The sequence below is a fragment of the Halomonas sp. M20 genome, from assembly GCF_020622265.1.
Taxonomy (GTDB): Bacteria; Pseudomonadota; Gammaproteobacteria; order Pseudomonadales; family Halomonadaceae; genus Modicisalibacter.
Window position 1 is genome coordinate 328,271 of sequence record NZ_JACNMQ010000001.1, and the last position, 12,491, is coordinate 340,761.

Annotated in this window: 13 protein-coding genes; 8 read left to right on the forward strand and 5 right to left on the reverse strand. The window is 58.8% G+C overall.

The genetic code is table 11. The features are described from left to right. Positions 1-30: 30 nt before the first annotated feature. The 4 genes from H7850_RS01640 to H7850_RS01655 are packed head-to-tail and all read left to right on the forward strand — an operon-like array spanning position 31 to position 3,474. Positions 31-867, forward strand: a complete 837-nt coding sequence (locus tag H7850_RS01640; protein ID WP_227367650.1) for a symmetrical bis(5'-nucleosyl)-tetraphosphatase — start codon at positions 31-33, stop codon at positions 865-867. A 34-nt stretch (positions 868-901) separates the two neighbouring features. Beyond that, complete coding sequence (glpE, locus tag H7850_RS01645) at positions 902-1,228, forward strand: thiosulfate sulfurtransferase GlpE (protein ID WP_227367651.1); 327 nt, start codon at positions 902-904, stop codon at positions 1,226-1,228. Next, positions 1,225-2,361 (forward strand): polynucleotide adenylyltransferase, encoded by a 1,137-nt coding sequence (locus tag H7850_RS01650; protein ID WP_227367652.1) that lies wholly within the window; start codon positions 1,225-1,227, stop codon positions 2,359-2,361. The genes glpE and H7850_RS01650 overlap by 4 nt, the downstream gene beginning before the upstream one ends. 48 nt (positions 2,362-2,409) lie before the next feature. Then, entirely contained in the window at positions 2,410-3,474 is a 1,065-nt protein-coding gene (locus H7850_RS01655; RefSeq protein WP_227367653.1) for an NAD(P)H-dependent flavin oxidoreductase, read from the forward strand. Between the two features lie 37 nt (positions 3,475-3,511). On the opposite strand, the gene H7850_RS01660 is transcribed toward H7850_RS01655, so the two are convergent. Beyond that, on the reverse strand, positions 3,512-4,030 hold the full coding sequence (locus H7850_RS01660; RefSeq protein ID WP_227367654.1) for a 2-amino-4-hydroxy-6-hydroxymethyldihydropteridine diphosphokinase: 519 nt from the start codon (positions 4,028-4,030) through the stop codon (positions 3,512-3,514). Further along, the gene (folB, locus tag H7850_RS01665) at positions 4,030-4,383 is read right to left on the reverse strand and encodes a dihydroneopterin aldolase (RefSeq protein ID WP_227367655.1); all 354 of its coding nucleotides are present in this window, start codon (positions 4,381-4,383) and stop codon (positions 4,030-4,032) included. The genes H7850_RS01660 and folB overlap by 1 nt, the downstream gene beginning before the upstream one ends. A gap of 86 nt (positions 4,384-4,469) precedes the next feature. Between folB and plsY the strand changes: the two genes are divergently transcribed. Then, the gene (gene plsY, locus H7850_RS01670; RefSeq protein WP_227367656.1) at positions 4,470-5,084 is read left to right on the forward strand and encodes a glycerol-3-phosphate 1-O-acyltransferase PlsY; all 615 of its coding nucleotides are present in this window, start codon (positions 4,470-4,472) and stop codon (positions 5,082-5,084) included. An 11-nt stretch (positions 5,085-5,095) separates the two neighbouring features. Here the strand turns inward: plsY and tsaD are convergent, their stop codons facing one another. After that, on the reverse strand, positions 5,096-6,127 hold the full coding sequence (tsaD, locus tag H7850_RS01675) for a tRNA (adenosine(37)-N6)-threonylcarbamoyltransferase complex transferase subunit TsaD (RefSeq protein WP_227367657.1): 1,032 nt from the start codon (positions 6,125-6,127) through the stop codon (positions 5,096-5,098). A gap of 273 nt (positions 6,128-6,400) precedes the next feature. On the opposite strand from tsaD, the gene rpsU reads away from it, so the two are divergent. From rpsU to rpoD, 3 genes are all read left to right on the forward strand, one after another. Then, positions 6,401-6,616, forward strand: coding sequence for a 30S ribosomal protein S21 (gene rpsU / locus H7850_RS01680; RefSeq protein ID WP_048305947.1), 216 nt, complete (start codon positions 6,401-6,403; stop codon positions 6,614-6,616). Between the two features lie 125 nt (positions 6,617-6,741). Then, positions 6,742-8,595 (forward strand): DNA primase, encoded by a 1,854-nt coding sequence (gene dnaG, locus H7850_RS01685; RefSeq protein WP_227367658.1) that lies wholly within the window; start codon positions 6,742-6,744, stop codon positions 8,593-8,595. A gap of 199 nt (positions 8,596-8,794) precedes the next feature. Then, entirely contained in the window at positions 8,795-10,648 is a 1,854-nt protein-coding gene (gene rpoD, locus H7850_RS01690) for an RNA polymerase sigma factor RpoD (protein ID WP_227367659.1), read from the forward strand. A gap of 110 nt (positions 10,649-10,758) precedes the next feature. Here the strand turns inward: rpoD and H7850_RS01695 are convergent, their stop codons facing one another. Beyond that, positions 10,759-11,409 (reverse strand): hypothetical protein, encoded by a 651-nt coding sequence (locus H7850_RS01695; protein ID WP_227367660.1) that lies wholly within the window; start codon positions 11,407-11,409, stop codon positions 10,759-10,761. 72 nt (positions 11,410-11,481) lie between these two features. Beyond that, positions 11,482-12,411 carry a LysR substrate-binding domain-containing protein gene (locus H7850_RS01700; RefSeq protein WP_227367661.1) on the reverse strand — a complete coding sequence of 310 codons (930 nt, stop codon included), beginning with the start codon at positions 12,409-12,411 and terminating at the stop codon, positions 11,482-11,484. Positions 12,412-12,491: the final 80 nt, after the last annotated feature.

Sequence of the window (12,491 nt, forward strand, 5' to 3'; positions counted from 1 at the left end):
ATTACATTCACACCGTGTAAAGAGACGCCCATGACAACCTATGCCATCGGCGACCTCCAAGGTTGCCACAGTGAATTCGTCGCACTACTCGAACGCTTGAGCTTCGATCCACGCCGGGATCGGCTATGGCTGGCCGGTGACCTGGTCAATCGCGGTCCTGGTTCCCTGGAGTGCTTGCGCGAAGTGCGTGACCTGGGTGAAGCGGCGCGGGTGGTGCTGGGCAATCATGACCTGCATCTATTGGCGGTCGCCCGGGGTGGTGCCCCCACCAAACGATCCGATACCCTGGACGATATTCTCGCCGCGCCGGATCGTGAAACGCTCCTCGACTGGCTGCAGGCCCAGCCCTTGTGGGTCGATGATGATAGCGACAGCGACCGAGGCACACTGATGACCCATGCCGGACTGCTGCCTCAATGGCCTTTGGATAAGGCGCGGGCGCTCGCCCGAGAGGCCGAAGCGGTGCTGGGAGGCGAGAGTGCCGGGACTTTTCTGAAGCGTATGTACGGTAATTCGCCGGCGCGTTGGGATGAAAATCTCGATGGCATCGAGCGTCTACGCATGATCGTGAATGCGTTCACCCGCATGCGCTTCATTGCCGCGGACGGCACACTTGATTTCGATGCCAAGGAAGGGCTCGATTCGGCGCCCTCGGGTTTTCATCCCTGGTTCACCTACCCTCGAAGCGATGATCCACACATTCTTTTCGGGCACTGGGCGGCCCTGCAAGGGCAAACACCGGATACCGCTGTGCGAGCCGAAGCACTGGATACCGGCTGTGTCTGGGGGGGCAGTCTGACCGCATTGAACCTCGACAATGGCCAGCGTGTCAGCGAGCCCAGCTGTCAGACCTGGCCCTGGACCTGATATTCGCCCAGCCTAATCGCCTATTGGAGCATCCATGACTCAAACCTTCGAACATCTCGACCATGCTACCTTGAAACAGTGGCTGGACGATGCTCAGCCGCTCACCCTGGTGGATATTCGCGACCCCCTGAGCTATGCCCAGGGCCATATTCCGGGAAGCCGCCACCTAGACAACACCACGGTGGGCGATTTGATAAAAGATATCTCTCGAGAACGACCCCTGGTGGTGGTGTGCTATCACGGACACTCCAGCCAGCAGGCGGCAACCTGGCTGGCGGGGCAGGGTTTTGAGCAGGTCTACAGCCTGGATGGCGGCTTCGTCGACTGGGAAGTCAGGCATCCTCAGCGAGTGGCGCGGTGACCGGCACGGATGCGGCGACCAAGGGGCTCGAGGTCTATCGCGTCGGCGGTGCGGTGCGGGATGCGCGCCTCGGCTGGCCGGTGGTCGATCAGGACTGGGTGGTGGTCGGTGCGACACCGCAGGCCATGCGCAAGCGCGGCTTCAAGCCGGTCGGACGTGATTTTCCCGTGTTTCTGCACCCGGTCACGCAAGAGGAGTACGCCCTGGCCCGCACCGAGCGCAAGCAGGGTCACGGCTATACTGGCTTTGAGGTGCACGCAAGCCCCGAGGTGACGCTGGAAGAGGATCTGGCTCGACGGGATCTGACCATCAACGCCATGGCCGAGACCCTTGATGGCGAACTGATCGACCCTTTCCAGGGTCAGCGGGATCTAGAAGCCCGTGTATTGCGTCATGTCTCGCCGGCCTTCGTCGAGGACCCGCTGCGAGTGCTGCGCACCGCGCGTTTTCTGGCCCGCTATCAGGGGCTTGGGTTCGTCATTGCCGAGGACACCTTGGCCTTGATGCGCCAGCTTGCGCTGAACGGCGAAATCGCTCATCTGGTCGCGGAGCGGGTCTGGCAGGAGACCGAAAAGGCGCTAAGCGAGCCTCGTTCGCAAGCCTACTTTGAAACACTCCATGACTGTGGCGCGCTCGAAGCATTGATGCCGGAACTTGCCGAGAACGCCCAGCTGAAAGAGGCTTTGGCACGAATGGAGCGCTTGCCGCAAGACAACGAACATCCGGCGCGCTGGCGCTGGGCGCGACTCTGCGAACATCTCGACGAGCCGAGACGCCAGGCTCTGGAGGAGCGCCTGCGCATCCCCAATGCCTGGCGGGATCTGGCACGCCAAGTCATGCTGACACGAGAGCTGTGGAATGAAGCGAACGAGTCAGGGCCAAGCGCCGAGGATATTCTTGGCTGGTTGAACAGGATCGACGCCTGGCGGCGCAGCGAGCGGGTTGCGCCGTTACTTTCCCTGGTCCGTCTCGAAAATGCCGCCTTGGCCACGAAACTAGCCCTGGCCGGGCGACGGGCCTCCCGGGTTGTGCCTCGAGATCTAGTGGATGAAGGATTCAAGGGCGGCGAGCTGGGTCAGGAACTGGCTAGGCGCAGACAGGCGGAGATCGAAGTGGCATTGTTGGCTGATTGATGAATCCCAATCCTTTCTTCTACGCCTTTCGTAAATAAAGGAGTCGCTATGCAGTCCTCCAAAGAGTTTCTCAAGCAGCTGGGTATCCGTTATCCCATCATTCAAGCGCCCATGGCTGGGGTAGCCACACCTGAGTTGGCGGCGGCAGTTTCCAATGCCGGTGGCCTGGGGTCGCTGGGGTTCGGTGCCAGTAACGCTGCCAAGGCCCGGCAAATGATCGAAGAGACCCGGGCGCTGACCGCGCACCCCTTCAACGTGAACCTGTTTTGCCATACGCCGGCGCGTCGAGATTCCGAGGCCGAGGCTGCCTGGCTCCATCATCTTGCGCCGCTGTTCGCCGAGGTCGGCTCGGAAATACCCAATGCGCTCGACGAAATCTATACGTCCTTCCGCGAAGACAGTGAAACCTTCGAGATGCTGCTCGAACAGCGCCCGGCGGTGGTCAGCTTTCATTTCGGCCTGCCTTCACGCGAGCGTATCGACGCACTGCGCGAGGCGGGTATCTACCTGATGGCCACGGCCACCAGCCTTCAAGAAGCCAGGCGAATCGAGCAGGCGGGAATGGATGCCATCGTGGCCCAGGGCATCGAAGCCGGCGGGCACCGAGGCATGTTCGACCCGGAGGCGACGGATGAAGGCCTGAGCACGATGGTGCTCGTGCGTCTGCTGACGCAGCATACGGCACTGCCCGTTATCGCGGCCGGCGGCATCATGGATGGCCAGGGCGTGAGATCCGCGCTGGATCTCGGGGCGGTGGCCGCCCAGCTCGGCACGGCCTTCGTCTTGTGCCCGGAGTCTGCGGCGAATGAGGCCTATCGCGAGAACCTGAAAAGCGAGCGGGCCACGCAAACACGCTTGACCAAGGTGCTGTCCGGGCGAGCCGCCCGGGGCATGACCAATCGCCTGATCTCGTTCGGTGAAGCAGAGGGCAGTCCCTCTCCCGCGGACTATCCCGTCGCTTATGACGCGGTCAAGCGGCTCAATGCGGCCGCCGCCAAGCTCGGAAACCATGAATTTGCCGCACAGTGGGCCGGTCAGGGCGCGCCGCTAGCGCGGGAGCTGCCCGCGGCGGAACTGGTGGTGCAGTTGGTAAAGGAGAGCGGTGCCAATTAAAACGTAGCGGGTTGATGACAGCTTCAAGCATGCCAGGCTAGTTCGCCCGAGAAATGACCTTTCTTCGCCAGGTGAAATCCACCGGTCGTAGACTTTGACCGCCCGAATCGACGCTGGCCCACAGTTCGGCATAGCGTTGGCCGTTGACCGGGTGGTGGGCATTCGGTAGCAGGTCCGCCAGCGGCTTGAGCACGAAGGCAAAGCGCAGAATGTCGTCATGGGGCAGGCTTACGCCATCGATGATGCCAACGAGATCGCCCACGCAGAGCAGGTCGATATCCAGGGTTACCGGGCCTTGATCGGTTCGGCCATTGGCACGCTCCACGCTCTTGCACCACGCCTTCAAATCACCGACTAGAGCCCGGCTGTCGAAGGCCACCACAAGGTTATAGACAGCGTGGCTTACCTCTGTACTTATGGATTCGCCTTCAAACCTGTTTTCAAAAATTCGGGAAATGCGTAATTCGCCAAACTCGGCTTTCAAGGCGTCCAGACAGGCCGTGATATGACGTTCTCGATCGATATGGCTGCCAATGCCAACGATGACCTGGGCCATCAGCGCTTGCCGCGTTCGATACGCACCCCGACAGCGGCGGCCTGGCTTACGGCCCCGGGCTTGCGTAGCGTCAGACGCAACCAGGGGATGCTAAACTCGTGAAGTAGCAAAGTGGCCAGTCGCTCGGCGAAGGTTTCCACCAGTTCGAAATGGCTGGCGTTGGCGAATTCATCGACGCGAGTACTGATGGCGGCATAATCCAGCGTTTTGTTCAGGTCGTCGTTTTCCGCGGCGGGGCGGATGTCGGTTGCCAGTTCCAGATCGAGAACCAGGAGCTGACGAATGCTGCGCTCCCAGTCGTAAGCGCCAATAACGGTCTCGACCCGTAATCCTTCGATCAGTACACAGTCCATGACGCGTCTCTGAAAAGCCTATGATTTTTCGATTCTACGACAGCGAGCTGGCAGAATCATGATTCCGTATTGTTAGCGAAGCCTCCATGTCGTTTTCCTCGCTTGTGACTACTACCGGGATGCAAGTCGTCCTTTTGATGGCATTGGGCTATCTCTGTGCTGCCTGTCTGGGGGCGGTGTGGCTATGCCGCCTGGCGGGCGTCACCGACCCGCGTCTGAGAGGCTCCTGCAATCCCGGATTTTCCAACGTGCTGCGACTGTACGGCAAGCGGCTGGCGCTGGCGACACTCGCCTTCGATGCCATCAAGGGGATGCCAGCATTATGGTTGGCAAAGAGTGGCGGGCTGCCGATCTGGGCCCAAGGGTTGGTGGGTTTCAGCGTGTTGTTGGGGCATAGCTATCCTGTGTGGCATCGTTTTCGCGGAGGCAAAGCGGTCGCCAGCGCTTTTGGGGTGTTGTTGGTGCTCACTCCCCCGGTGGCTCTGGTATGTGCTGTCTGCTGGACACTGCTTGCCTGGCAGGTGCGTACCGCCGCGATTGCTTCTCTCGCCAGCGCTGCCCTGGCGCCTCTGGCAAGCGTCTGGCTGGCCCATGACTATGTGTGGGTCGTCATTGTTTTCACGCTGCTGGTGCTGGTACGTCATGTTTGGAACATTCAGCGGCTGGGGGAGGGGAGTGAGCCGAGATTCCCAGATGGTTAGATACCGTGCGATCAAGCAGCCGGTATCGTCAGGCTATCCAGGGGCCAGCGGGGTACCGCCTTCATGACGGAATCGTCGCGTTCTCCAGCCAGCAGGCGCTGTGCGCCGACATAGGCGATCATTGCACCGTTGTCGGTGCAAAAACGCCCACGTGGATAGTAGGCTCGGGCCTCGCGCTTGGCCACTTCCATGGCCAGGCGTTCGCGCAGTCGCGCATTGGCACTGACCCCGCCGGCAACCACCAGGCGCTTCAGCCCCGTCTGATCCAGGGCGCGGCGGCATTTGATCACCAGGGTGTCGACGACTGCATCTTCAAAGGCGCGGGCGATGTCCGCGCGGCCTTGCTCATCGAGTTCACCGGCACTGCGCAGGCCGTTGACGGTCGTGAGGGTATGGGTCTTGAGGCCGGAAAAGCTGAAATCGAGCCCAGGACGATCCGTCATCGGGCGAGGAAAGCGAAATCGTTTCGGATCGCCTTGCTGGGCAAGGCGCGCCACCTCCGGGCCGCCCGGATAAGCAAGCTCGAGCATCTTGGCGGCCTTGTCGAAGGCTTCGCCGGCGGCGTCGTCCACGGACTCACCCAGCAATCGATACTGGCCCAGGCCTTCTACCGCCACCAGTTGGGTATGGCCCCCGGAAACCAGCAGCGCGACGAAGGGAAACGCTGGCGGTTCATCCTCGAGCATGGGGGCGAGCAGATGTCCTTCCATGTGATGCACGCCAAGTACCGGGATAGACAGCGCCTTGGCCATGCCGTGAGCCGTGGAGGCGCCGACCATCAGGGCACCGACCAGACCGGGCCCGGCGGTATAGGCAATGCCATCCAGGTCGCCGCGAGTAAGTCCTGCCTCATCGAGCACTTGCTGAATCAGGGGCAGCAGCTTGCGGGTATGATCGCGAGAGGCCAGTTCAGGGACCACGCCGCCGAAGTCGGCGTGCATGGCGATCTGACTGTAGAGTGCATCCGCCAATAGACCATGATCGGTATCAAAAAGTGCGACACCGGTTTCGTCACAGGAGGTCTCGATTCCCAGTACGCGCATCGTGTTGGCTCGTCGATTCTTGAAAACGCCTATGGTACGGCTTTTGGATCGCTGCCGGCAGGGGTGAGGATAAATCGATTTGCAAAGCGTCATGTCGAGGACTAAAATGCTTTGCTCTGCAAGACTGGGTCGTGTATCCCGGTGCCGATGTATAATCCTTTGCATCCGTGTTTGTCGTCTGCTCATCCTGCAAGCGAGAAGCCGTAATGTTCAGCGGCGCCCAACTGATGCACGTCAAACCGAACTCCTGATTTCAAGGTAGGTGAGTGCTTAATGCCTTCTGTCAAAGTACGCGATAACGAGCCGTTCGACGTCGCTTTGCGCCGTTTCAAGCGTTCCTGCGAAAAAGCCGGTGTACTGTCCGAAGTACGTCGTCGCGAGAACTACGAAAAGCCGACTGCGGTACGCAAGCGTAAAGCAGCGGCGGCGGTCAAGCGTCACGCCAAGAAGCTGCAGCGTGAGCGCAAGCGTTTCGAACGGATGTATTGATCCGTACTGGGGGTAGCGTGCTACCTCAGAGGGATGCCAAGCGGCTACCATTCGGTGGCCGTTTGTTTTTGTAGGTACGCTTTTTTTCACGCCCCTTTTCATGCCTCTCGGATTCCCCTAAGCCTATGGCTGGCCAGATTCCTCAAAGCTTCATCGACGATCTACTTGCCCGTGTCGACGTGGTCGAAGTGGTGAGCGAACGGGTGCAGTTGAAAAAGGCCGGTCGTAATTACACGGGGCTTTGTCCTTTTCATCAGGAAAAATCACCGTCGTTTTCCGTCAGTCAAGACAAGCAGTTCTATCACTGTTTTGGCTGCGGTGTGGGGGGTAACGCCCTGCGCTTTCTGATGGAGTACGACAATCTGCGTTTTCCCGAGGCGGTGGAACAGCTGGCCTCCCGCCTGGGGCTCGAGGTGCCTCGGGAAGGCGCCGACGATCCTCGGGTTCAGGAGCGCGAGAAGAAACGCAAGGAAGGCGTCAATCTTCTCGAGTTGGCGGCAAGTTATTTTCGCGAACGCCTGCCGATGACAGACGGCAAGACCGCCCGGTCCTATCTGGAACAGCGCGGGCTATCACCCAAGGTGCTCAAGGATTTTGGGGTCGGCTATGCGCCGCCTGCCTGGGATGCGCTCAAGCGACATCTTGGGGATCAGGGGGTTTCCGAAGCAGTGCAGGTCGAGTATGGCCTGCTGGTACGGCATGAAGACAGCGGCCGCAGCTACGATCGCTTTCGCGATCGGGTGATGTTTCCGATCAGGGACTTCAAGGGGCGTACGATTGCCTTTGGCGGTCGTGTACTGGGGGATGCCAAGCCCAAGTATCTCAACTCCCCGGAAACTCCGGTCTTCCACAAGGGGCGCGAGCTTTACGGTCTTTATGAAGCACGCAAGGCCAACCGACAGCTCGACCGCCTGGTGATCGTTGAAGGCTACATGGATGTGGTGGCCTTGGCGCAGTTCGGTATCTGCAATGCAGTGGCGACGCTGGGCACCTCGACCAGCGAAGAGCACCTCAAGCGTCTGTTTCGGCTGGTGAACGAGGTCGTGTTCTGTTTCGATGGCGACAACGCCGGGCGGCAAGCGGCACTGCGCGCCCTGGATACGGTGTTGCCTCAGATGATCGATGGTCGCCAGGCACGGTTTCTGTTTCTGCCGGAAGGAGAGGATCCGGATACGCTGGTTCGGCGCGAAGGCCCTGACGCTTTCAACGATCGCATCACTTGTGCCAGCCCCTTGTCGGAATTCCTGTTCGAACAGGCCGCAAAGGGGCGTAATCTGCAGCAGGTCGAAGAGCGTGAGCGCTTTGCCAGTCGCGTGCTCGCCTCCCTGGGGCAGCTTCCCGAGGGGGTTCTCAAGTCATTGTTGTTGCGAGAACTATCCAACCGTACCGGCGTCGAACAGGGGCGCTTTCAAGCGCTTCTACAGGCCAAGGAAACACCCGGGGAGCAGGCTACAGGCGACATGGCAACGTCGCTTGTGGAGGAGCCCCGTGAGCTTCAGGAGGGTGCTTCCGCGGTGCCTGGGCGTCAACGCGAACGCAAAGGGCCGTTGAGCCTCATGGCGCGCACCTTGCAGTTGCTGATATATGAGCCAGAATTGGTAGAGCGTTTACCGGATACGCAGGAGTGGTGCGCCGACGAAGACGATGGTGCGCTATGCTGTGAGGTGATTCGCGTGTTACGAGCAGGGCGGTATCGCAGTTCTCAAGTGCTATTGGCTCATTTTCATGGCACCCAGGAAGGCAGCCGTCTGGAAGCATTGGCGCAGCGCGAGTTGTTGATACCGAAAACTGCCAGGGCGGAGGAGCTGGATGGGTTGGTCGAGTACTTTCAGCGCCACCTGTCCCGCAGTACTCCGCAAAGCGAATACGACACATTGCTGGCCAGGGAAGCGGGCGGTGAGAAGCTATCCAAGGAAGAGAAGCAGCGTTTGATGGAATTGCTGATGCTGCTGAAAGGCAATGGTGGACGCAAGCGTTAAGTGGGTTGAATTTTAACCGATGGCCACCATCTAAAGGCAATACTGAAAAACGTAACAGATCAAATTAACACACCTGGATGAGGGTGCAAGCTGAATACTGGTGGGTTGGGGGTGTTAGCCGCTATAATTCGAGGCTAACCGAATCTTCACCACCGGTTCATCCGGGTGTTTCATTCCTCTTCGTCGAGATAGGGTCTCTATGGCTGGAAATGCGCAACAGCAATCGCGTTTGAAGGAGTTGATCGCACGCGGCAAGGAGCAAGGGTATCTGACTTACTCCGAGGTCAACGATCATCTTCCTGAGGATATCGCCGATCCGGATCAAGTGGAAGACATCATCGGCATGATCAACGATATGGGTATCAGTGTCGTTGAAGTAGCCCCTGATGAAGACACTTTGATGATGTCCGATCAATCCACCGATGAGCAGGCCGCCGAGGAAGCAGTGGCGGCATTGGCTGCGGTGGAAAGCGATGTTGGCCGGACGACGGATCCGGTGCGTATGTACATGCGCGAAATGGGCACCGTAGAGTTGTTGACCCGGGAAGGCGAGATCGAAATCGCCAAGCGTATTGAGGAAGGTACCCGGGAAGTGATGTCTGCGCTGGCGTATCTTCCCGGCGCGGTGGAGTCCATTCTCGATGCCTATGACGCCACTCAGGATGAAGAGGCGCCGGGACGACTATCGGATCTGTTCTCAGGGTTCATCGATCCCGATGAAGGTATTCCCGGTGTTGCCGAGGCTGAGGTGCCGGAGGAAGAGCCTGCCGCCAATGATGAAGATGTCGAGGGTGACGAGGATTCCGACGACGACGAAGAGACCGAGGAAGAGAGCGTGGGCGGCCCCGACCCGGAAGAGGCCAAGGCGCGTTTCGAGCAGATTCGCGAGCAGAATGCTGCGACCAAGGCCGCTTTCGAGAAACATGGGCCCAAGTCGCCGGAAGGACGAGCGGAGCAGACGCGTTTAGCCGAGCTGTTCTCTCCGATCAAGCTGGTGCCCAAGCATTTCGAGCGCTTGGTCGGCCAGGTGCGCATCAGCGTCGATCAGGTGCGGACGCAGGAAAAGACGATCCTCCAGGTCTTCGTCAAGCGGGGCAAAGTGCCACGCAAGACCTTCATCAAGTCGTTCCCGGGTAATGAATCCAACTCGGAATGGCTGGATGAATTTCTGTCCAACAACGCCAAGCATGCCGATAAACTCGAGGTGTTTCGTGGCGACATCAAGCGTGCGCAGCGCAAGATCGCTTTCGAAGAAGAGTTGATTCAGTTGTCCGTTGCCGAAATCAAGGAAGTCAATCGACGCCTCTCCATCGGCGAAGCCAAGGCACGCCGGGCCAAGAAGGAGATGGTCGAGGCCAACCTGCGTCTGGTGATCTCGATCGCCAAGAAGTATACCAATCGCGGACTGCAGTTCCTCGATCTGATCCAGGAAGGCAATATCGGCCTGATGAAGGCGGTGGACAAGTTCGAATATCGGCGGGGTTACAAGTTCTCCACCTATGCCACATGGTGGATTCGTCAGGCGATTACCCGCTCGATTGCAGACCAGGCGCGCACCATCCGTATTCCGGTGCACATGATCGAGACCATCAACAAGCTCAATCGTGTATCGCGTCAGATGTTGCAGGAGATGGGGCGAGAACCCACCCCGGAAGAGCTTGGTGAGCGTCTTGAAATGCCTGAAGACAAGGTGCGCAAGGTGCTCAAGATCGCCAAGGAGCCGATCTCAATGGAAACGCCCATTGGCGACGACGACGACTCGCACCTGGGGGATTTCATCGAGGATGGCTCCATGCTGTTGCCCATCGACTCCGCCACCGGCGAGGGCTTGATCGAGGCGACTCGCAACGTGCTGGGCGGCTTGACCGCCCGGGAAGCCAAGGTGCTGCGCATGCGCTTCGGCATCGACATGAATACCGATCACACTCTCGAAGAAGTCGGCAAGCAATTCGATGTGACCCGTGAACGAATTCGTCAGATCGAAGCCAAGGCGCTGCGTAAATTGCGCCACCCGTCCCGCTCCGAACCGCTGCGCTCCTTTCTCGATGAATGAGCCGAAAGCGCATTAGTATAAAGAGTTAAAACGACACCGCCCGCGGATAAAACCGCGGGCGGTGTCGTTGGTACTATCTGCAGCTTTACGCCATGAGATCGGTCATGGCGTCATCGGGCTGGCAATGTGCGTTGCCAGCGACGTATCAGCAATACAAGCTCGAACATGGCGATCATCAGCAAGGTGTAGCCGAACAGTTCGGCGGTCTCTTCGACTGCGTCCTTGAATATTCGCAGGTAGCGCTCGCCGAGAACCGCCTTCCACAACTCGCTTCTACCAAAAAGCCTCGAAAAGACATAGACGGTTAGAAAGCCGGCAGCAAACATGCCAAACGCGAAGGTATTGGCCAGGCGTTCAAATTGAAGGGCGAACGCTTTTCGCTGCCGGATCATGATGAATAGAATCGGTATCACCAACAAGCTGACCAGAATCTGCCAGGCACCATCGAAGATATGCTCATCGAGCCAGGAGTCCTGTTCTCGAATCAATGACGCGCCTAACAAAGCAATCAGTAGCAAGCTCACCTGAGAGACAAGTGCTCGATCGATCGCCCGAGCAACGATAGCCAGTGCCGTCGCTATCAGCAAAAACAGCGACTGAGCTATTTCAGTAATGCCGTATTCTGTGAAACGCCCAGCGGCCTGGGAGGTAGTCGCGTAAAATACGCCCTCCATCATGGCGGTTACCAGAAGAATGTAGGCGATACCACGTAGGCACATGGCGCGAAAGCCTATCTGGTCTGAGGAAGATGTTGCGATCATTCGAGTCCTTTCGATACTGAACTGGTTAGTGGGCTATTTTAACTTATTGTCTGATTTAAGGCTTAAAAATACTTAATAATGGTAATGGTTGTGACGCTGCGCTTCCTCTACTAGCCAATCGTGCACGACGCGTACTCGCCGATCGTCCAGTGCGCCTGGAGAGTGGACGATGCCGTAACGCTTGTCCGTCGCGACCCGCTGTGAGAGCGGAGCGATCAGCGCGCCGGTCTTCAGTTCATTGGTGATCAGGGTGCGTCGCGCGATCGCCACGCCCATGCCCGCGATGGCGGCATCGATGGTCAGCTGGTTGCGATTGAAGGTGTAGCCGCGATGCAAGTTGATCGGCGGGGCCTTGATGGCATTCAGGTAATGTTCCCATTCGGCGTAATCATGGCTACCCCGCCAGGCGGTAACATCATGCAAAAGCGGATACCAGGCAAGATCCTCGGGTCGGGTGAGAGGCGGCTTACCACGCAGCAGTGAAGGCGCGCAAACCGGGAAGATCACTTCATCCATCAGCGGCGTGATATTGAATCCTGGGTAGCGGCCATCGTTGAGATCCAGCGCCAGGTCGAACTCTCCTGCGCGCAGCGAAATATTGCTGTCTTCCACAATGATGCGTAGTTCGATGTCAGGAAAACGAGCCTGTAGCCGGGGCAGGCGGGGCATCACCCACTTGTCGAGAAAGGAGGGCACCGAACGTAGCCGTAGCACGCCACTCATGACGCCGCTGCGCAGGCGGCGTACTTCCTGCCCCACGGCTTGATAAGCCTCGTCGACGACCGCCGCCAAGCGGCGCCCTTCATCGGTCAGTTCCAGCTGGCGGGGCAGCCGACGGAACAGCTTGAATCCCAGGCGCTCTTCGAGCTGCTTGATCTGTTGACTCACCGCGCCGGTGGTCACGTGTAGTTCTTCCGCGGCGCGGGTAAAAGAGAGGTGGTGCGCGCTGACCACGAAGACCTTTAGCCAGGCGTGGGTTTGCCCATTGAGAGAACGGTTCATGGTTTAGTAGCCGTGAAGCGCAGCGATGAAGAAAGCATATTTATAGCCTTATTTGAATTGCTAATGGCGATAAGCGCAAC